The 19,633-nt window shown below is 61.7% G+C and carries 15 protein-coding genes; 2 read left to right on the top strand and 13 right to left on the bottom strand.

Annotated features, from left to right (window positions below; translation table 11 throughout):
* Nucleotides 1-79: 79 nt before the first annotated feature.
* The 9 genes from Q5H93_RS20880 to Q5H93_RS20840 form a co-directional block, all read right to left on the bottom strand.
* Nucleotides 80-1,990, bottom strand: a complete 1,911-nt coding sequence (locus Q5H93_RS20880; RefSeq protein ID WP_305008647.1) for a phage tail-like protein — start codon at nucleotides 1,988-1,990, stop codon at nucleotides 80-82.
* A 106-nt stretch (nucleotides 1,991-2,096) separates the two neighbouring features.
* Entirely contained in the window at nucleotides 2,097-4,232 is a 2,136-nt protein-coding gene (locus tag Q5H93_RS20875; RefSeq protein ID WP_305008646.1) for an ATP-binding protein, read from the bottom strand.
* Nucleotides 4,233-4,352: 120 nt separating this feature from the next.
* Nucleotides 4,353-5,102, bottom strand: coding sequence for a LytR/AlgR family response regulator transcription factor (locus Q5H93_RS20870; protein ID WP_305008645.1), 750 nt, complete (start codon nucleotides 5,100-5,102; stop codon nucleotides 4,353-4,355).
* A 68-nt stretch (nucleotides 5,103-5,170) separates the two neighbouring features.
* On the bottom strand, nucleotides 5,171-5,935 hold the full coding sequence (locus Q5H93_RS20865; protein ID WP_305008643.1) for an outer membrane beta-barrel protein: 765 nt from the start codon (nucleotides 5,933-5,935) through the stop codon (nucleotides 5,171-5,173).
* A gap of 53 nt (nucleotides 5,936-5,988) precedes the next feature.
* On the bottom strand, nucleotides 5,989-7,062 hold the full coding sequence (locus Q5H93_RS20860; protein ID WP_305008642.1) for an OmpA family protein: 1,074 nt from the start codon (nucleotides 7,060-7,062) through the stop codon (nucleotides 5,989-5,991).
* Between the two features lie 64 nt (nucleotides 7,063-7,126).
* Complete coding sequence (locus tag Q5H93_RS20855) at nucleotides 7,127-7,693, bottom strand: DUF6252 domain-containing protein (RefSeq protein ID WP_305008641.1); 567 nt, start codon at nucleotides 7,691-7,693, stop codon at nucleotides 7,127-7,129.
* Nucleotides 7,694-7,714: 21 nt separating this feature from the next.
* Nucleotides 7,715-8,314 carry a hypothetical protein gene (locus tag Q5H93_RS20850; RefSeq protein ID WP_305008640.1) on the bottom strand — a complete coding sequence of 200 codons (600 nt, stop codon included), beginning with the start codon at nucleotides 8,312-8,314 and terminating at the stop codon, nucleotides 7,715-7,717.
* A gap of 51 nt (nucleotides 8,315-8,365) precedes the next feature.
* Nucleotides 8,366-8,971 (bottom strand): GNAT family N-acetyltransferase, encoded by a 606-nt coding sequence (locus Q5H93_RS20845; protein ID WP_305008639.1) that lies wholly within the window; start codon nucleotides 8,969-8,971, stop codon nucleotides 8,366-8,368.
* A gap of 300 nt (nucleotides 8,972-9,271) precedes the next feature.
* The gene (locus tag Q5H93_RS20840) at nucleotides 9,272-13,273 is read right to left on the bottom strand and encodes a two-component regulator propeller domain-containing protein (protein ID WP_305008638.1); all 4,002 of its coding nucleotides are present in this window, start codon (nucleotides 13,271-13,273) and stop codon (nucleotides 9,272-9,274) included.
* A 233-nt stretch (nucleotides 13,274-13,506) separates the two neighbouring features.
* On the opposite strand from Q5H93_RS20840, the gene clpX reads away from it, so the two are divergent.
* A complete protein-coding gene (clpX, locus tag Q5H93_RS20835) occupies nucleotides 13,507-14,730 on the top strand; it encodes an ATP-dependent Clp protease ATP-binding subunit ClpX (protein ID WP_305008636.1) in 1,224 nt (407 codons plus the stop codon).
* Nucleotides 14,731-14,876: 146 nt separating this feature from the next.
* Here clpX and lpxB read toward each other — a convergent pair whose 3' ends face one another.
* From lpxB to Q5H93_RS20815, 4 genes are all read right to left on the bottom strand, one after another.
* Complete coding sequence (gene lpxB / locus Q5H93_RS20830) at nucleotides 14,877-15,986, bottom strand: lipid-A-disaccharide synthase (protein ID WP_305008635.1); 1,110 nt, start codon at nucleotides 15,984-15,986, stop codon at nucleotides 14,877-14,879.
* A 105-nt stretch (nucleotides 15,987-16,091) separates the two neighbouring features.
* Nucleotides 16,092-16,508, bottom strand: coding sequence for a 6-pyruvoyl trahydropterin synthase family protein (locus Q5H93_RS20825; RefSeq protein ID WP_305008634.1), 417 nt, complete (start codon nucleotides 16,506-16,508; stop codon nucleotides 16,092-16,094).
* 100 nt (nucleotides 16,509-16,608) lie between these two features.
* Entirely contained in the window at nucleotides 16,609-17,607 is a 999-nt protein-coding gene (locus tag Q5H93_RS20820) for a FecCD family ABC transporter permease (RefSeq protein ID WP_305008633.1), read from the bottom strand.
* Nucleotides 17,607-18,530 (bottom strand): ABC transporter substrate-binding protein, encoded by a 924-nt coding sequence (locus Q5H93_RS20815; RefSeq protein WP_305008631.1) that lies wholly within the window; start codon nucleotides 18,528-18,530, stop codon nucleotides 17,607-17,609. Before Q5H93_RS20815 ends, Q5H93_RS20820 begins: the two co-directional genes overlap by 1 nt.
* Nucleotides 18,531-18,624: 94 nt before the next feature.
* Here Q5H93_RS20815 and rfaD point away from each other — a divergent pair, with 94 nt between their 5' ends.
* Nucleotides 18,625-19,593: an ADP-glyceromanno-heptose 6-epimerase gene (gene rfaD, locus Q5H93_RS20810; protein WP_305008630.1), complete on the top strand. Its 969-nt coding sequence runs from the start codon at nucleotides 18,625-18,627 to the stop codon at nucleotides 19,591-19,593.
* Nucleotides 19,594-19,633: the final 40 nt, after the last annotated feature.

Genomic DNA, 19,633 nt, shown 5'->3' with positions numbered 1-19,633 from the left:
TTTTCGGCTGGTTTATCTGATTTCGCTGATTGTTTTTTTGTGAAAATGCCCCTGCTTTGCGGCAGGGGCATTTTTTTGTTCAGGGAGCAAACAGAATGAATTTGAAGCTACCGTTTATTCGGTTGAAGTTTCCCTGGAACGTGTTGATATAAATTACACCATTGGCACCGCCGGAAGTAGTTACGAAATCGGTGGTATTAATAGCGTTGGGGACAGGTGTGGCAATTACGAAGGCATCGCTGAGGTCGACTCCGCTCAGATGTGGGAAGGTGAGCGTGTAGGCTCCTGGCAAACCGGGAGTGGTGGTGACCGTGAAATTCTCGGATGAGCTGGAAACAGCCAGGGCGAAGGCGTTGCTAACCAGTCCGTAACCCGTAGCCAGCATATTATGTGCGCCCGTGCTGGGCGTACGCACTTCTTTGGTACGCACGGCTCCCCGCGTCACATCTAGTGCCAGGCCGCTACCATTCTGAGTGATAACGGCGGCCGGAACGGTGCCATTGGCGGTGGCGCGTAGGGCGTTGCCGGTGGTGGCCGTGGTTACTACCCCTACCCCATCGGTGGCTTGGGCGCGGATGGCGTAGCCATTGTTAGCTCCAGTATTGGAGACAATGGCCTGAATGGCATAGCCGCTTTCGGTTTCGGCGTACACGCCGGTACCATCTAGGGCGAAGGCGTCGACACCGCGGCCGCCGCTGCCGTCGGCGGTGCCGCTGACGCCGTAGCCGCCGTTGCCAGCGATGCCGAGCACGCCGTAGCCGTTGCCAGCAGCGGTGCCGCGCACGCCGGTGGCGTAGCCGCCCGTGTTGGCGTTGGCCCCGATGAGGGCGGCGCTGGTGGCAGTGTTGGCATCGGCGCGGGCGGTGCCGGCTACGCTGAGTTTTTCGGGCACGGTGGTGGTGCCGATGCCCACGTTGCCGCCGTTATCGTTGAGATACACGTTGCTGGTGGCCTTGCCGCCGCGCAGGTAGGTATCTTCGGCGGTGGAGTAGTTGAAGTGCGAAGTGCGGGTGCTGCCCCAGAAGGCGGCGGTGCCGTCGGTGGCGGTGCCGCGGCGCACTTCGAAGGTGGCGGCGGGGCCGGCGGTGCCGATGCCGACCCGGCCGCTGCCGAGAATGCGCATAAGCTCGGTGCCGTTACCGTTTTTGCCACTGGCGAAGAAGGCGTGGGCGTCGCCGGTATTGCCGACGTGGTAGTTGAGCTGCCCGCTACTGATGCCGAAACCGTAGTGGCTGGTAGTGCTGCCGCCATCCCAGAGGGTGATTTTGGGCTCGATGGTGCTGGGGGTGATGCTGAGGCGCGTGAGCGGCGTGGCCGCGCTGCCGATACTCACGTTGCCGGTATAGCCGTTGGCGGCGGTGCCCGAGGGCGAGGGCATGAAAGTAAACGTTTTGGCGTGCAGCTGCATGAGGTCATCGGCATTCGCTTCGCCGATGGCTACGTAGTCGCCGTCGCCGAATTTTAAAAACCGGTCGCCGCTGCTGCTCCAGCTGAGGTTGGTGCCCACTTTCACGTCGCCGATGACGTGTAAGGCTTCGGCGGGGCCGGTGGTGCCGATGCCGACGCGACCAGCGTTGCTGACGCTCAGGCCAGTGCTGCCGGGGCTGGCGGCGGTGCCGCCCACCAGTAGCTTGTCGGTGAGGTTGATATTCTGGGTAGCGATGTGGTTGCCCATATTATCCCCGGCCGGGCTGAGGAACACCCAGGCGGCCGGGCTACCGGCGTAGTACCAGAAGCCGGTTTGGCTACCACCGCTGGCAGTGCCATCGGTTTGGTACACCATCAGGCCTTGCGGGGGCGAGGTGATGGCGGTGCGTTGCGCGGCCGTGAGGCGCGGGATGAGCAGGCCTTTATCAGCGGCACTTATTTCGAGGGCGGCTTTGGTGCTGGGAGTAGCGGTGCCGATGCCGACGCTCTGAGCATGAAGCAATGTGGGTAGCAGCGCCAGCGTTGCAGCCAACAGCAAACAGGGATTGGACAGGTGTTGCATAGTGAGAGATTGAGCGTTGAGATACTCAAAGCTCGCCCGCGCGACTATTCGGTTCCTAGCACTAATGGGTGAACGACACCACGTAATTGGCGAACGGCAAACGGCTCTACAACACGACCGTAAATACGCTGCCCCGTCCCGGCTCCGACGCCACCGTGAGCACGCCGCCCAGCTTCTCCACAAACTCTTGCGTGAGGCGCAAGCCGAGGCCGTGAGCGGGGTCGCCAGCGGCGGGCTTAGCACCTTCAGCGGAAAGCAGTTGCGCCAGCTGCGCGGCATCCATGCCGGGGCCGGTGTCGCTCACGCGCAGGGTCAGGCGGCTGTCTGGCCCGGCTTCGGCGCTTAGGCTGACTTTGCCGCTCTCGGGCGTGAATTTAATAGCATTCTGCGCGAGGTTGCGGAGGATGACACGCAGGAAATTGGGGTCGGTTTGATAATGCAGCTTGGGTGGGCAGTTCATTGTCAACTGAATGCTTTTTCTTTGAGCAAGTGGCTCGTATAAAGCCGTTAGCTCCTGCAGGGTGGGCAGTATGGCCACGTCTTCGGCTACTGGGTCGAGGTGGTCGAGTTGGTCTTTCGACCAGGCCAGCAGCTCCTCCATTGTGTCGAGCAGGTCGCGGGTGGTTTGGCGCAGGTGGGCGGTTTGCTGCTGGCGCGTGACTTCGTCGAGCAGGTCGGGCGCTTCCTGGATGATTTCCAGCAGCTGGAAGAGGTTGCCGACAGGGGCGCGCAGGTCGTGGCTGATGATGGAGAAGAGCTTGGCTTTCGTTTGGTTGGCTTCGGCCAGTTGGGCGTTGCTACGGTTGAGGCGATGGTTCAGGCCCGCCAGCTCTTCGTTTTGGCGGGCCAGTTGGGCGGCGGTGCGCTGGCGCTGGCGTAGCAGCAGGCCAATCAGCCCCAGCACCAGTAGCAGGGCCGCCACGCCGGTCAGGGCGAGGTATTTGGCGCGGCGCTGGCTGGCGGCTTCGGCAACGCGAAGGCGGTTTTCGTTATTCAGCACCTTGATTTGCTGTTGCTTGTCGCGGTTCTGGTAGCGCGCTTCCATCTCGGCCATGGCTTTTTGGCCGGTGGCGGCGTGGGCTGAATCGAGCAGCGTGGCCGACAATTCACGCAGGCGGTAGGCTTCGGCGTAGTTGCCGGTAGCGGCTTCGGCCTGAGCTAGGCGGCGGGCGATGGGTTCAAGCCGGTCGTTGCTCTGGAGCTGCAGGGCCAACGTGTAGGCTTGGCGCAAGTAGGCACGAGCAGGGGCGAAATCGCGGGCGCGCAAAGCCAGGTCGCCGGCGAAATAGTAGGCCTGGGCGCGGCCATCTACATCGCCTGAACTGGTGAAGCTAGCGAGTGCCCGCTGGCTGTAGCGCCTGGCCTCGGCCAGCTTACCTTGCTGGGCCAGCACCGAGCTCAATTCCGAATAGAGGTAGCCGGCAGCATTAGGGTCGGGGTTAGCAGCCAAGTAGCGCAGGCCGATGTCATACTGCATTTTAGCCGAATCGAGCTGGCCCATTTCGCGGTAGGTTTTGGCAATCATCGCGTGCAGCTCGGGCATGGTGGCGCGCATGGTGGGGTCTTTACGCAGCTCCAGCAAGCCCTCGTAGCGGTAGCGCAAGGCTTGGCGGTACTGCTGCTGCAGATAGAATAGCTCACCCACATTGGCCAGCGCAATGCCCAGCGCGGCCGGCCGGTCGGGCCGCTGCCGCCGAAACGCCAGAATAGCCAGCCGATGCCGCAAGGCGCGGGCATACTGGCCGTCGTTCTGGTAATACTCGGCCAGAAAATCATCCAGATTTAAGCGAGCCTGGCTATTCGGTTTGGTGTGCGGATATATTTTCAGTAGCCGACTGCGTAGGTTTCGGGCCGAATCGGGTTGAGCCTGTTTGTCGTACACGGTGTGCAGGTAGCCCCCCGCCTGGGTGAACTGTGGCGTGTTATCAATCTTTAAACTCAGGCGCATACTCTGCCGCAGCAGCGAGGCGGCGCTGTCGAGGCGGCCCAACTCGTAGTAGCTGATGCCCGCAAACAGGCTGTGCTGGGCCTTCAGGGTGTCGTCTTGCGCCCGTTCATCGGCTTGGATGGCACGCAGGAAGACGGGCAGACCGACACGGTTGAAATCCTGGTTTTTGAGGTGCTTGTCCACTTCTACCTCCAGGCGCTGCGCTTCGGCGTGGGCCGATTGGGCACGGGCTGGTTGCGTCAGCACTATGGCAATGAAGGCACCCAGCCACTTCCAATTTCTGAGCTTTTTCACGTCGGTATTGCCTGGTACTCCGACAATATTAGCGCCTAGCGGCAGAAAAAGATTAGCGTGTTCTGTCGGCCTCCCGCAGAGAGCGCAGTGGTGGCGCAGAAGACGCAGAGGCAGAGCTGCTCAATGCGCCTCGCGCAGCGCTTCGGCCAGCTTCTGGCGGTAGGTGCGGCCTACGGGCAGCGCGGTGCCGCCCACGATGAGCTCGGAGCCGGTCAGGCGGTTCACCTTGTCCAGGGCTACGGCGAAGGTGCGGTGAATGCGGACGAAGCGCAAGGGCGGCAGCTGCTCGCAGAGGTGCTTCAGATTCAGCAGCGTGAGGTAGCGGCGGCGGGTAGTGTGGATTTTGGTGTAATTGTCCAGCGCCTCCAGATACACAATGTCCTGCACCGGCACGCGGCTGGTTTCGTAGCCTTCGCGGATGTTTAGGAACTCGGCCCCGACGTGCAGCTCGTATAGGGCCGCCTTGTGGCGCAGGGCCTGATGCTCCAGCAGCCGGGCAGCCACGCGGGCAAAACGCTCATCGGTCAAGGGCTTCACAATGTAGTCGAAGGCCGCAGCTTCGATGCTGTCGAGGGCGTATTCGGGGTGGGAGGTGATGAAGACGGCCAGCGGCGGCTGGGGCAGGCTTTTGTAGTAGGCCATGCCGTTGTCGGCCCCCATTTCGATGTCCAGAAACAGCACGTCGGGCGGCGCGGGCAGGGCGGCCGTCATCTCGGCCACGCTGGCAAACTGGCCCAGCAGCTGCAGGCCAGCGTGTTGGCGCAGGGCTTTTACCACGGCCAGGCGCGGCAGCAGTTCGTCGTCGAGCACGGCGCAGGTGAGCGGCGGCGGCGCGGTAGTGGGCTCAACGGGTCGCGAGGTGATGAACATGACTTGCAAGATAACGCGCCAGCCCGCCAATCTGGCAGCCACTGCCCCGCGCAACCGTGCCAGCAGCCTTAGAACTTGGCCGTCAGGCCGACTTTCAGGAAACTCTGGTCGTAGCCGACTTCGCCAAAGGCCCCGATATTATCGGTGAAGAAATAGCGCCCGCCCGCAAAAATTCCGGTCACAAAATCATTGTAGCTACTAGAGCTAAGAGCTTCGAAATAATCTCCTTCGTAAGAAGTACTGCCGTGACGAATGCCGATTCCAACCCCGCCATAAGCATCAAACTCCGGGGTAACCGGATAGTGGAACGCTCCGCGCACCGTCACGAGGATGTCGCGGTACTTAATCTTGTCGCCGCCGCCGAGGTCGTAGCTGGCGCCCTGGTAGCCCACAAACCCGCCGATGCCCAGAATGCCCGGCCCAATCGTCCGGATACCCCGCTCATACGAGATGCTAAGCGCGGGCGACACCGACGAGCTACCGCCAAAATAGCCCCCCCCAAAGCTGTACACACTGCCAATGCCGATGCCCAGATTCAGGGCGTTGGTGCCTTCCTTGAAGGGACCGGTGCGGGCGGCGCGGCTGGCTCGCGGCGCGGCTTCGGCCGGAGCGGGGGCGGGCGCCGGGGCCGGCGCGGCGGCTGGCTTGGGAGCGGCAACAGGCTTGGTCGTCGTGGTTTTGGTAGTGGTTTTCGTGGTGGTGGCCGGCGCTTTCGTGGCGGGCTTGGTGGTGGTTTTGACCGTGGTTTTGGTGGTCGTTTGGGCGGTGGCGCTGCCCAGGGTCAGCCCGAGCAGAGCAACAACCAGGGCGAGACGAGAAGTGGTGGCTTCCATTAGCTACGCGGGAGTTGATTGAATAGAAAATTTTACAAATATAGCGGGCAACACTAAAGCCGAACCAGCTCTACGCGGCGGTTTTTGGCTTTGCCGGCATCGGTGGCGTTGTCGGCCACGGGCTTGGTCTGGCCGAAACCCTGGGCTTTGAGGCGGTCGGCGGCGATGCCCTGGGCGCTGAGCGTGGCCACCACCGTGCGGGCGCGGGCTTCGGAAAGCTGCTGGTTGTGGGCGGCGGTACCAGCGTTGTCGGTGTGGCCGTCCACGGAGAGCTTCAGGTCGGGGTTTTGGGCCAGCAGGCTGATAATTTGAGCAATGCTGGCCTGGGCGTCGGGCTTGAGGGTGGCCTGGTCGGTGTCGAAGTTGAGGTACACGGCCACGTGGCCGGTGGCGTCGAGGGCCTTTTTCATCTCGGCGGCGGGCAACACGGAGGCCTCCATGGGCAGGGCTTTTTTCTCCACCACGGTCAGCCAGTAGTTTTCGGGCGTGTTGCCGTAGGCCTGGTAGGCTTCCACCCAGATTTCCTTGTCGGGTGTGCGCAGCATGTACACGCCCGATTTTTCGTGGGGCAGCATGTTGTAGCGGGCCCGGTGGCGCGGCTCTTCATACTTGAGCTTGAGGTCGGCCATTTTTTCGCCCGGGCCCTCAAACACCGTCACGCCGCCGAGGTCTTTGACCAGCTTTTCGTAGGTTTTCTGCACCTGGAAGAACGAGGCCGAAGTGCCCTTGGCGTACATCGTGCGTAGCCGCCCCTCGACGGGGATGATTTTGGCGCCATCGAAAAACTCGTAGCGGTCGAAGTTGGCGTCCTTATTGAACTCGCGCAGCGAATTGCCGGGCTCCGTTTTCTCGTCCACCTTCACGTAGCCATCCAGCAGGCTGAAGAAGGGAAACGCGCCCAGTGTGGGCGTTACCACGGGCGCCGTGGCGGGGTCGAAACCGGCCGGGGCAGTGGGAGCGGCGGGGGCTGGCGTAGCGGCAACCGGCTCGGCAGCCGGGGCAGCGGCCACCGGCGCCGGCGTAGCGGCGGGCGGCGGCGCGACCGTCTCATTGGTCTTTTTATCGGAGGAGCAGGCCGCCGTCAGCAATAACAGGCCGACGACGGGCAAAACGGGCAGGCGAAGCATAGCTAAAAGGAGTTGAGAAACTAGCGGGACGATGGCGGGACGAGGACGAGCCCCGGCCCTGCTTCTAAAAGAATATCAGGTCGTGCACATCGAATGTGCCGTTGGTCAGCTGCTTGGTGGTGGCAGTCTGCCCGCTGGGCGGCAAAGTGCTGCCCGTGAAGCTGAAAGTACCCTGAATGCGCTTGGCAGCGGCATCGTAGCTCGTCACCACTACCTGCCCCACGGTCGTGCCGGCATTGGGCATGTACTGCGAATAGTAAAACGGCCCGCCCAGCCCATTTTCCGAATAGCTGGCGAGGCTGGTGCCAATGGTAGCATCGTAGTCAGCTTTCAGTAAGTAAGTACCCGCCCCGTTGAACTTTATCAGCGTGATAATGATAATACTGCCCTGGCTCATTGTGCCGCGCAGCACCAGTCGGGCCGGGGCATCCTCCGGGTCGGAGCTGCTGAGGCGCGTACCGTTCACCACCCCTATATCACCCGTCGCGTCGAAAGCCGGGCTGCCGGCCACGGTGGCTTTTATGAAGGAATTGCCGGTCGGATTGGGGTCGGGCGTGGGCGAATCGGAGTCTTTTTTGCCGCAGCCCACGAGGAACAGGACCGACAGGCAAAGGGTGCAAAACGTTTTCATGAGCAGCATTTTATAGGTTAATTATTGTACGTCGGTCGAAGTACGGGTCACCCAGAACTTGCCGTTGGTGACGGTCAGCGGCACGCGGGTGGCGTTGTTATAAAGCGTGCCCGAGAAGGTGCCTTCGATGCGGCCTTTGTTGGCGCCGTACTTGGTGATGGTGGTTTGGCCACCGGCCGGGGTACCGGCCGCCAGGAAACACACGTATTTCAGCGTCTCACCATTACGCACCACGTTGAGGTAGATGGTATTGCGAGAATAGTCGAGATTGAGACTGTTTTCCCAGGCGCGGGTGACGGGTGCGGCAGGGCCTTGTACAATCACGCCCCAGTAGTTCTGGCCGTCTTCGCTGGCCTTGGCGCTGTTCACGGCGCACAGCGTGAATTGCCGGGCACTGGCAAACACACCCTCGCCATCGGGCGCGCCAGCGCGTGAGGCGGTCTGGCTGAAAGCGTAGTTAGTGAAGCCGTCGCCGTTGAGGGTAGCCGATACTTCGCCGATAGTATCGGCGCTGGGTGTGGGACTGTCGTCGCTATCGTCGCTGCAGCTGGTGAGGGCGACGGCAAAAGCGAGTGGCAACAAGCAGGCAAGCAGGTGCAGGGGGTGGGCAAAGCGTTTCATAGGGAAAGGGCTGGAATGGTGGAGAATGAGAGATTGATGAGAGATTAATGACTAAGTAGTTGCGTAGCGTACCAGTGCCCAATCCATAAGGGTGGGTGCGGCAGCATCAACTGGACAATGTCCGACCACCCGAAAGCCCAGGCGCTGAAAAAAAGGCAGTTGGGCAGCCTCGGCAGTAGCCGTGTAGCAGGGCTGCCGGGTGGCCTGCCGGGCGGCCAGCGTGGCCAGCAACAGCCGCCGCCCCACGCCCCGGCCCCGCGCCGCCGGATGCACCGCCAGCACCAGCAGGCGCTGGTGAGGCAGGGGCGCACTGTGCTGGTGCAGCCAGCCCGTGGCCATCAGCCAGGTCTGCAGGCGCTGGTAACCAGCTATTCCCAGGCGCCAGGCCGCACCGGGCAGCAGCCCGGCGCGCAGCAGACGCCCCAACGTGGCCCGCACCCGCCCCGGCAGCCACAGGGCCAGCGCCGTACGCTCGGGGCTGGCATACACGGCCCCGTAGCGCAGGCCGAAGCGCAGCAACCCACGCAGCAGCCATGCCACCGACAACCCCGGCGCCACCGCCCGCAGGTAGGCCCATAGTGGGTAGTCGGCCAGCGCCGCCTCCAGCAGCTCGGTAGCCCAGGCCAGGTCGGCCACGTTGAGGCGCTGGGCCGGCACGGCGGCAGGGGAAACAGAAAAAACAGGGGCGCTTGACATGGCCGGGGGCGGGCAGCAAATCCGGTGAGTTTGTGTTTGCAAAACACGGATTTGCGGTGGGCGGCAGCCATGCCATTTTGTTGCAAAAAGCTTAGGACAAAGCCTTAGGCGTTGCAAAAGGCTTCGTTTTTGTTGCGCGGCGCCGAAAATGCAGGGGCGGGTCTTACCCTCGCCTGGCAAAACCTCACCGTCAAAAAGAACGGCACAACCGATTCGGACGGGACAAGCCCCACCCCTACCACCAGTTTTTACTTTGTTCTTCTAAACTGCGTCCCCCTTCCCCACCGCGCTTGGTGGGTAGCCAAATTGCTTGGAGAAGGCCGTCGAGAAATGGTTGGGGCTGCTGAAGCCCACCTGGTACGCCACCTCGGCCACCGTGCCCACCCGCGCCTGCAGCAGCGCCAGCGCCCGCAGCAGCCGGGTTTGCCGGATGCAGTCGCCGGGCGACTGCCCGGTGATTGCCTTGAGCTTGCGGTGCAGCTGCGTCCGGCTGAGGCCGATTTCCTGGCCCAACTGGTCCACGCCAAATTCCTCATCGTCGAGGTGCTGAAGAATAAGCTCGTTCAGGCGGTTCAGGAATTTCTGGTCGGCCGAAGGCAACGCGGCCACGGCGGCGACGTGGGCCGCCAATGGGTCGGGAACGGCGGGCGCTGGTTCGGCAGCAGTGAGTGGTTCTTCGACGGGTAAAGCTGGCTGCAATGCCGTTTCGACCCGCGCCCGCACCTGTTGGCGCAGCGTCAGCAGGTTGCGCACCTGGGCCCGCAGCTCGCGCGGGGCGAAGGGCTTGGCCAGAAAGCTGTCGGCCCCGGTTTCGAGGCCTTCGAGGCGCGCATCGGGGCCTGACTTGGCCGTGAGCAGTACCACCGGGATATGGCTGGTGGCTGGGTCAGCCTTGAGTTGGGCACACACTTGGTAGCCGTCGAGGCCAGGCATCATCACGTCGCTCACCACCAGGTCGGGCACTTCAGCCTGGGCCAAACCTATGCCGGCTGTGCCATCGGCAGCCAACAGCAGGCGGTAGCCCACTGCCGCCAGCGTGGCGCGAATGAACTCCCGAATTTCGGCACTGTCTTCGATAACCAGCACTAAATCAGCCTCAGCATTTACGCCAGCAGCCTCGGCGGGCCCATATTCAGCATCGGCCAGCAGTTCGGCTACGGCGCCTTCTACCACCGACACCGGGCCCACCATTGGCATGGGGATTTCGGCCACCGGCCGCAGCCCAACCGGCAGCCACACCGTGAAGTGGGCTCCGGCACCGGGCGTGCTGCTGGCCGCCACGGTACCACCGTGCAACTCCGTGAGCTCACGCACCAGTGCCAGCCCGATGCCGGTGCCCGTGCGCAACGGGCCAGCGACAGGAGCGGTGGCCTGATAGAAACGGTCAAATAAATGTGGTAAATCGGCCGCGGCAATGCCTACGCCACTGTCCTGCACCATAATGCTGACGCCTCCCAGCGGAGCAGCAACCGTAGCGACCGTGCTCGTTGCCAGCACCCGCACCTCGCCCCCATTCGGTGTGAAGCGCAAGGCATTAGCCAGCAAATTGGTCAGAATATCCTCCAACTTGGCTTCGTCAAATACCAGCGGCAGCTCTGCCGCCGCCTCAAAGTGCAAGTTGATTCCCCGGCTTGCGGCCAACGGTTCGAATGCCGCCACCAATTGCCGCACCGTGCGGGCCACATCGCCGGAGGTGGGCAGCAGGCGCAGGGCCCCCGCTTCCAGCTTGCTCAAATCCAGCAGGCGGTTGATAAGAGTAAGCAGCCGTTGGGCGTTGCGGAGTACCATCCCGCCCTGCTCGCGCACTACGGCATCGGCGGGCTCGGTGGCCAGCATCTCGGCGGGCCCCAGAATGAGCGTGAGCGGAGTGCGCAGCTCGTGGCTTACGTTGGTGAAGAAGTCAGTTTTGACTCGGTCCAGCTCCTGCAGGTGCAGCAGCGCCTGCCGCTCCAGCTGTCGTTCGGCGCGTTGCCGCTCGCGGGCTTTGGTGTTGGCCAGTACCACGTACATCCCCAAGCCCAGACTGCTTGCATACAGCACGTAAGCCCACCAGGCACGCCACCACGGCGGCCGCACCTGAAAGCTGAAGGCCACGGGCTCCCGGTTCCAAATGCCTTCGTTGTTAGCCGCTTTTACCTCAAACGTGTAGCTGCCGGACGGCAGGTTGGTGTAGGTGGCGGCAGTAGTCGTCACGGGCCCCCGCCAGGTTTCATCGAACCCCCGCAGCCGGTACTGGTAGCGCACTTTGGCGGGGTTGGTCAAGCTCACACCCACGTACTCAAAGGCCAGGTTATTCAGCCGATAGGGCAGCACCAGCGCCGTCGTCAGCGTCGTGTCGCGGAAAGCCACGCGCAGGCCGGTGAGCTGCGTTTGGGGCGCCACACGGTTGGCATGGGCGCGGGCGGGGTCGTAGTGCATCAGGCCGTTCACGGTACCAATCCATAGTTGGCCTGCCTGGTCCGGAATCACGGCGTTCTGATTGGTTTCCAGACCTGCGAAACCCTCGGCCGGGCCGTAGCTCACGGCCCGGCGGGTAGCAATAGTGAAGCAGTCGAGGCCCCGGTTGGTGCCCAGCCACACGTGCCCGGCGCTGTCGCACTGGGCAAAATAGGGATTGAGCGTTTGCAGGCCGGTTTCGAGCCCGAAGGCCTGCAAATACCCCGTGCCGGGCTCGTAGCGCAGCAGCCCGGCCCCGATGCTGCCCAGCCACAGATTCCCTTGTTGGTCTTCGCTAATTGAACCCACGCTCAACCGCCCCTCCCGGCCATCGACGCGGCGAAAGGTGTCGTGCTCGGTATCAACCAAAATCAGGCCCGCCTCATCCGAACCCAGCCATAGCCGGCCCGCGTGGTCTCGAAACACTTTCCAGAAACTACTGCTACCCAGCGCACTATTTTCATCATTAAAATTGCGAAAGCTCCCGCTAGCCGGGTCGAACACCGTCACGCCGCCCTGCCGCGTGGCTAGCCAGACGCGCCCGCGCCGGTCTTCGGCCATGCTGGCGATGCGCTGACCGCGCACGCCCGGCTTCTGGTTAAACGAAGTCCAGCGCTGCGTACCAGGGTCGTAGCGCAAGGCTCCTTCGCCCTGCGTACCCACCCAGATGCCGCCGCGCCGGTCGCGCAGCAGGCTCCGCACGAAGTGCCCGCCCAGCCCGCCCGGCAGCGGCACCGGCCGGAAGGGCCGGCCGCTGGCCGCAGCCGTGTTCAGCGCCACCAGCCCGGCCCGGGTGCCTACCCAGTAGGTGGTTAGCCCGATTTTCAAGACACTATGCACCTCGTTGTCAGGCAGTCCCTCGGCGGGCGCGTATTGCGTAAACCGCTCATCGGCCAAGTGCTGCCCCAGCCCGTTGTCGTCCACTATCCACAGGCTGCCCTCGCGGTCTTCCAGCAGGTCGTGAGCCTGCTCGCTGTCGAAATTGCGCTGCCCGGCAAAGCACACGAAGCGGCGCTGCCCGCGCTGCGCCCGGCACAAGCCGCCGCCGGTAGCCACCCACACCTGCCCGGTGCGGTCCTGCACTACGTTGAGCACTTGGTTACTACACAGCCCATCGCTGACGTCGTAACGCTGAATCTGCCAGGGCTGCCCCTTTGCCCGGCAGTTCAGGCGCAGCAGGCCATTGGCGGTGGCACACCAAGCCAGCGTGTCGCCGACGCAGTGAAAGCCGTTGACCGCCGTTCGATTCGGCGAAGCGGGCAAGGCTTGTGTCTTTAAACCCACCGCCACTAACCCGCCCGCGGTAGCGGCCCACAATTGCCCGCCCGGCCCGGGCTTCACGCAGCTTACCGAATCGCTGGGCAGGCCTTGCCCCCGGCCAAAACGCGTCAGCAGCGTATCGCGGGGCCCGCACTGTAGCCGCCACAGGCCCTGGCCCGCCGTGGCTACCCAAATTATCTGGCTGGAAGCGCAGTAGATGCTTCGCACGTGGGCCGGTAGATGCAACCCACGCAGCCGGCAGGGATGCACGCGCCCTTCGCGCAGCCACGATACGCCGCCGTATTCGTGACCCAGCCAGATAGTGCCGTCGGGGGCCGGGGCCACCGCCCGCACGTGGTTGTCGGGCAGGTGATGCCGGCCGTCGTAAGTTCGAAATTCCTGCCCGTTGAAAACACAGACCCCGCCCTGCGTTCCTGCCCAGAGCTGCCCGCGACCATCCTGACAGATAGCGTACACCATGGTTTGCGGCAGGCCGTTGGCGGTAGTGTAGCGGCGCAGGGCCAGCGTCTGGGCCGAGGTTACATTACTTAACAGCAGCAGCAGCACCCAACAGTTTCGCCAACTACCTGAGCACAAAACAAACGCACGCATTATCAGCTTAGATTATGCAACGGATAGCTAAAGTTCAGTATCGAAAGTACGAATCAAAACCGGACAACTACGTGTTGAAGCCGTTCGACCAAACAAGCTGCCATCGGCTGTGGCGTTGCCCGGTGGTCGTGTCGTATCTTCGTAGCCGTTTTCTTTAAAAAACGCTTTCCCCCGCCCAGCCTCGCCCAATGCCCGAAATCACCTGTTCCTTTTGCAACAAGCCCAAGCGCGACGTTTCCGTGATGATATCGGGTATCAATGCCCACATCTGCGAGAAATGCGTGGGGCAGGCCCAACATATTCTGGCTGAGGAAGCAAAAATGCAAAGCGCCGCCAACCAGCCGCGCTTTAATCTCATCAAGCCCCGCGCCATTAAGCAACACCTCGACCAGTATGTAGTGGGGCAGGACGAAGCCAAGCGCGTGATGTCGGTGGCGGTGTACAACCACTACAAGCGCCTGATGCAGAAGCCCCAGGAGGATGAGGTGTATATTGAAAAGTCCAACATCATCATGGTGGGCGAAACCGGCACCGGTAAAACCTTCCTGGCCCGCATGCTGGCCAAAATCCTGCAAGTACCCTTTTGCATCGCCGATGCCACGGTGCTGACGGAGGCCGGCTACGTGGGTGAAGACGTGGAAAGCATCCTCACCCGCTTGCTGCAAGCCGCTGACTATAACCTCGAAGCGGCTGAGCGCGGCATCGTGTACATCGACGAAATCGATAAAATTGCGCGCAAGAGCGACAACCCCAGCATCACCCGCGACGTGAGCGGCGAGGGCGTGCAGCAGGCCCTGCTGAAGCTACTCGAAGGCACCGCCATCAACGTGCCGCCGCAGGGCGGCCGCAAGCACCCCGAGCAGAAAATGATTTCGGTGAACACCGAAAACATCCTCTTCATCTGCGGCGGCGCCTTCAGCGGCCTCGACCGCATCATCAAGAGCCGCCTGAATACCAAGCCGATGGGTTTTGCCAAAACGAACCTCGACGAGCAGGTAGACACGCAGAATTTCCTGCGCTACGTGTCGGCGCAGGACATCAAGAGCTTCGGCCTCATCCCCGAGCTCATCGGCCGCCTGCCGGTGCTTACGCACCTCAACCCACTGGACAAGAGCACGCTAAGACTCATCCTCACCGAGCCCAAAAACTCGCTGGTGCGGCAATACAAGCGCCTGTTCGGCATGGAGAACATCGACCTGCACTTCACCGATGAGGCGCTGGAGTACATCGTGGAGAAGGCCGACGAGTACCGCCTCGGCGCCCGCGGCCTGCGCTCCATCTGCGAGAGCATCATGACGGATGCCATGTTTGAGATGCCCTCCGAAATTGGGGCTGATGAGTTGACTATCAACCTGAGCTACGCGCGCAGCAAGTTTGAGAAGTCGCCTTTGCGGCACATGCGGGCGGCGTAAGCCCCCGACTCCTTTCCAAAAGAAAGGTGAGCCTGACGAGTACCATAAATTAGTTGAAAAGCAGAAAAGCCATTGCGATGCAATGGCTTTTCTGCTTTTGTCAGAGCATAACCGGCTCCTCTCTCTAGCGGATTCGACGGCGAGGTTTACGCCGTCAAATAATTTACCATCAGTTCCGCCGCTTTGCGGGCCGCCTGCTGCTGCCCCAGCTTTGCCCGGATTTCGGCGTAGCCGGCTTTCATCTGCGCCATGTACTCCTTGTCGTCAAACAGGTGGCGGAGCTCATCCATCACGTTGCGGGCCGTGAACTCGCCCTGAATCAACTCTTTCACTACCTCGCGGCCGGCGATTAGGTTGACCAACGAAATGTACGGCACCTTGATAACGGCCTTGCCGATGGCATACGTGATGGCGCTGGTGCGGTAGCACACGATTTGTGGCACGTCGAACAGCGCGGTTTCGAGTGTGGCGGTGCCGCTGGTAACCAGCGCCGCCTTGGCATGGCTCAGCAGGTCGAAGGTTTCTTCGAAAATGAATTTGATGCCGTTACGCTCAAAGTGCTGGTAGTAGGTACGCTCCAGGTTACTCACGCCCGCTACCACAAACTGGTATTCCTGGAAAGCGGGCAGAATGGCAATCATCTCGTGCAGCATCTCCTCGATTTCCTGCTTGCGCGAACCCGGCAGCACGGCAATGATGGGTCGGTCAGGACTCAGACCGTTGCGCTCCAGAAAGTTGGGCGTGGGCTGGAATTCGGCCACGGCGTCGGCGGTAGGGTTGCCGGTGTAGTCGGCATCGTAGCCGAAACGCTGGTAAAATTCCTTTTCGAAGGGCAGGATGAGGAACATCTTGTCCACGCGTTCCTTCACTTTCTCGACGCGGCCCTGGTTCCAGGCCCAGATTTTGGGCGAGATGTAGTAGAACACTTTGATGCCGTGCTCCTTGGCAAACTTTGCCACGCGCAGGTTGAAGCCGGCATAATCGACCAGGATGAGCACGTCGGGCTTGTATTTCAGCAAGTCCTGCTCGCATTCCTTGAGGTAGCCGCGCATCTTGAGAATGCTGGTGGCAGCCTCCCAGAATCCCATGATGGCCAAATCCTTATAATGATGCACCAGCTCGCCGCCCTGCTCCTGCATCATGTCGCCGCCCCAGTAGCGAAACTGGGCGGCGGGGTCCTGCACCTTGAGCTCGCGCATAAGGTGAGCCGAGTGGAAGTCGCCCGACCGTTCGCCGGCAATGAGGTAGTATTTCATGTGTTTAAGTTATGAATTATGAGTTTTGAGTTACGAGTTATGAATTTGCAACAGCTGTTTTGAGCGGCACTGCCAACTCACAATTCATAACTCACAATTCATAACTCATCCTCCGTAGTATTCCACGAAGTTGCGCGGCGTTTCGTAGAGCTTTACGCAGTGCAGCTTAGCCGGGGTAATGGCGGGCAGCTCGCGCTCCAGAATCTGCCAAAAGGCGACGGCCAAGTTTTCGGTGCTGGCCATCTGGCCGGCCATGAAAGGCACGTCGAGGTTGAGGTTTTTGTGGTCGACCTGGTCGATGACGTGGCGCTTGATGAGGTCGGACAAGGCCTTGAGGTCTACGACGAAACCGGTATCGGGGTCGGGGGTGCCCTTCACCGTCACGATGAGTTCGTAGTTGTGGCCGTGCCAGTTGGTATTGGCGCAGGGCCCGAACACTTCGCGGTTGCGCTCCTCGCTCCACTTGGGATTGTAGAGCTTGTGGGCGGCGTTGAAATGTTCCTGGCGGCTGATGTATATCATTCGGGTAGCTGTTAGCCTTTAGCGGCTAGCTGTTAGCTTTTACTGGTGAAGCGCTAGCAGTCAATAGAGCAGCTAGCAGCTAACCGCTAAAGGCTAACAGCTAAGAAGTTTTTCGCAGCAAATATACGAAGAAGGGTACCCCGAAGAGGGCCGTAACCAGCCCCACGGGCAGCCCGGCCGGCGGATAAAGCAACCGCGCCAGCAGGTCGCAGGCCAGCAGGAAGGCTCCACCCAGCACCGCGCAAAACAACACATTGAAGCGCCCCGTGGCGCCCAGCAGCCCCCGCGTGAGATGCGGAACCAGCAGACCCACAAAGCCTACCGGACCGCACAGCGCTACCACGCCCCCGGTGAGGCCAGCAGCCAGCAACACCAGCAGCCAGCGCCGCCGCGCTACGGGCAGGCCCAGGGCGGCGGCCCGCTCCTCGCCCAGTAGCAGCAGGTTGAGGTCCTTTTGCAGGAAAGCCAATAAAACAAGACTCAACAACAAGGCAATGGCCGGATACGGCAGCACATCCCAGCCCGCCCGCTCGAAGCTGCCGAACGCCCAGAATACCACCGTGCGCAAGCTTCCCTCGGGCCTTGCCAGAAAGGTGAGCAGGCTGCCCAGGGCCGTGGCCAGCGCCCCCACCGCCACTCCCGCCAGCAGCAGCGGCGCGGGCAGAATGCGCCCCCGCCGGGTGCCGATGGCCACTACTACCAGCGTGGCAGCCAGGGCCCCCAGCAGCGCCGCCAGCGGTGGCAGGTAGAGCCCGGCCAGCGTGAGCGAAGGCACCAGCACGTAAGCCGCAATGGCCCCCAGCGAGGCGCCGGAGGCCGTACCAAGTAAATAAGGGTCGGCCAGCGGGTTATTGACCAATGTTTGCAGCAGGTAGCCGCTTACGGAAAGGCTGGCGCCGGCCAGCAGCGCCAGCAGCAGCCGCGGCAGCCGGAGCTGCAGGAGCACGAGTTGAGCGGGGTCGTCGGGGTTGTAGTGCAGAAAGGTATTCAGAATAAACTCGTAGCTGGTGGCATAGCTGCCCACCCGCAGGCCCAGCACCAGCAGCAGGACGAGACTCGTCCCCAGCAATGCCCAAATCAAGGTGTTACGCGGGCGCATCAACGGGAAGACTTGACTGGGGAGCGAGGAATGGATTTCTCGACAATCTGCCGCAGTTCGCGCACCGATTCTACTACGCGGGGGCCGGGCCGTTCCATCAGGTCGCCGGTGATGGGGTAGATACTGTGGGTTTTATAAGCGTTGATACGGCGTAGCTCGGGGTAGTTTTTGAAAAACGTGCTGTCGAGCTTTTCGAAGCTGCCGCCCAGCAAAATATCGGGGTTGAGCTTGAGGATATATTCTCGGGTGAGCGCCGGGAAGGGTTGGGCGAAGGTTTCGGTGACGGCATTCTGGCCGCCAGCCAGGCGGATTTGGTCGGTAAACAGCGTGTTCTGGCCGTAGCAATAAATAGGGTCTTGCCATGTGATGGCCAGCACTTTAGATAGCGTAGCAATTGGAGCTCTTGCCGAATCAGGCAGGGTCTTCAACTCCTGGCGCAATGAATCCGTCAGGCGCTTTGCCTGAGTTGGTCGACTTACCAAAACGCCCAGCCGGTCAATTCCTGCAAAAACATCCTCCACCCGCCGATACCGCTGGTAATACACCGGAATGCCCAGTTGCTGCAGCCGCTGCGCATCGTCGGGCGAGGTCATGCCTTCGACGGTAAAAATAACGTCGGGCTTCAGGGCCACCAGCTTTTCGAGGTCGAGCGGGTAGTTGTTGACGACGGGCTTGCGGAGGGCGGCGGCGGGGTAGTTGTCGTTGGGCGTGCGGGCAATGATGGTGGCAGTATCGGCCACCGCGAAGAGCATTTCGGTCATGCTCGGGGCCAGACCGATGACGCGGCGCGGGTGCGCGGGCAGCGTGAGCAGGCGGCCGAGGTCGTCGGTCACCTGCACGGTGGCGGGCGTTTGGGAGGCGGGTTTGTCGGGCTGGCAGGCGACTAACAGGGCCAGCAGGGGCCCGAGAAGAATGCGACGCATGGGGCAAAGGTAGCCCGGGCCGGGGCGGCCGGTTTCGGCCATTGAAGCCAACTTTTCGTTCTGTTCTACCTTTACGCTTCTAAACGCCCCGCATATGATAGTCGTCACTGGGGCGGCCGGCTTTATTGCCAGCTGCCTGGTTTCCCGCCTCAACGCCGCCAATTTCAACGACATCGTTGTGGTGGACAATTTTGCCGTCGAGAAAAAACTCCCCAACCTGCACGGCAAAAAGCTGCGCGAGTACGTGGACCGCAACGAGTTTTTCGACTGGCTCGATGACAACCACGAGCAGGTCGAATTCATTTTCCACCTCGGCGCCCGCACCGATACCACCGAGCAGGACCGCGCCGTGCTTGACCTGCTCAACCTCAACTACAGCAAGCAGATGTGGCAGGCCTGCGTGCGCTATCAGCTGCCGCTGGTGTACGCTTCCTCGGCGGCCACCTACGGCGACGGCACCCTCGGCTACACCGATACTGAGGAGGCGCTGTTCCCCCTCTACCGCCCGCTTAACCCCTACGGCGACTCGAAAAACGACTTCGACAACTGGGCGCTGCAGCAGGAAGAGAAGCCGTATTTCTGGGCCGGCCTGAAATTCTTCAACGTGTATGGCCCCAACGAGTACCACAAGGGTCGCATGGCGTCAGTTATCATGCACGCCTTCAATCAGATTCAGCAGCATGGCTCGATGGTGCTCTTCAAATCGCATAACCCCGACTACACCGACGGCGGGCAGATGCGTGACTTCGTGTACGTGAAGGATGTGGTGGAAGTGTGCTATTTCCTGCTACATAATCGCACGCACTCCGGTATTTACAACCTGGGCAGCGGGCAGGCGCGCACTTTCCTCGATTTGGCGCTCAACACCTTCAATGCCCTGGGGCGCACGGCCGATATTCGCTTCATCGACACGCCGGAGGATATTCGGGATAAGTATCAGTATTTCACCGAGGCGGCGATGGGCAAGCTGCGCAGCATCGGCTACGACCGGCCGTTTACCTCGCTGGAGGACGGAATTACGGATTACGTGCAGCAGTATCTGGTGCCGGGCAGCTATTATTAACCGTTTGTCATGCTGAACGTAGTGAAGCATCCTTTCACGC

This window comes from Hymenobacter aranciens (genome assembly GCF_030580865.1).
In the GTDB taxonomy this organism is placed as follows: Bacteria; Bacteroidota; Bacteroidia; order Cytophagales; family Hymenobacteraceae; genus Hymenobacter; species Hymenobacter aranciens.
This window is presented reverse-complemented; position numbering and strand designations above follow the sequence as displayed.

Bases quoted from the DNA above. Each gene is read 5' to 3' on its own strand.
- Q5H93_RS20880 (WP_305008647.1), bottom strand. From the start codon at position 1,990: ATGCAACACCTGTCCAATCCCTGTTTGCTGTTGGCTGCAACGCTGGCG.
- Q5H93_RS20870 (WP_305008645.1), bottom strand. From the start codon at position 5,102: ATGTTCATCACCTCGCGACCCGTTGAGCCCACTACCGCGCCGCCGCCG.
- Q5H93_RS20865 (WP_305008643.1), bottom strand. From the start codon at position 5,935: ATGGAAGCCACCACTTCTCGTCTCGCCCTGGTTGTTGCTCTGCTCGGG.
- Q5H93_RS20860 (WP_305008642.1), bottom strand. From the start codon at position 7,062: ATGCTTCGCCTGCCCGTTTTGCCCGTCGTCGGCCTGTTATTGCTGACG.
- Q5H93_RS20855 (WP_305008641.1), bottom strand. From the start codon at position 7,693: ATGAAAACGTTTTGCACCCTTTGCCTGTCGGTCCTGTTCCTCGTGGGC.
- Q5H93_RS20850 (WP_305008640.1), bottom strand. From the start codon at position 8,314: ATGAAACGCTTTGCCCACCCCCTGCACCTGCTTGCCTGCTTGTTGCCA.
- clpX (WP_305008636.1), top strand. From the start codon at position 13,507: ATGCCCGAAATCACCTGTTCCTTTTGCAACAAGCCCAAGCGCGACGTT.
- lpxB (WP_305008635.1), bottom strand. From the start codon at position 15,986: ATGAAATACTACCTCATTGCCGGCGAACGGTCGGGCGACTTCCACTCG.
- Q5H93_RS20825 (WP_305008634.1), bottom strand. From the start codon at position 16,508: ATGATATACATCAGCCGCCAGGAACATTTCAACGCCGCCCACAAGCTC.
- Q5H93_RS20820 (WP_305008633.1), bottom strand. From the start codon at position 17,607: ATGCGCCCGCGTAACACCTTGATTTGGGCATTGCTGGGGACGAGTCTC.
- Q5H93_RS20815 (WP_305008631.1), bottom strand. From the start codon at position 18,530: ATGCGTCGCATTCTTCTCGGGCCCCTGCTGGCCCTGTTAGTCGCCTGC.
- rfaD (WP_305008630.1), top strand. From the start codon at position 18,625: ATGATAGTCGTCACTGGGGCGGCCGGCTTTATTGCCAGCTGCCTGGTT.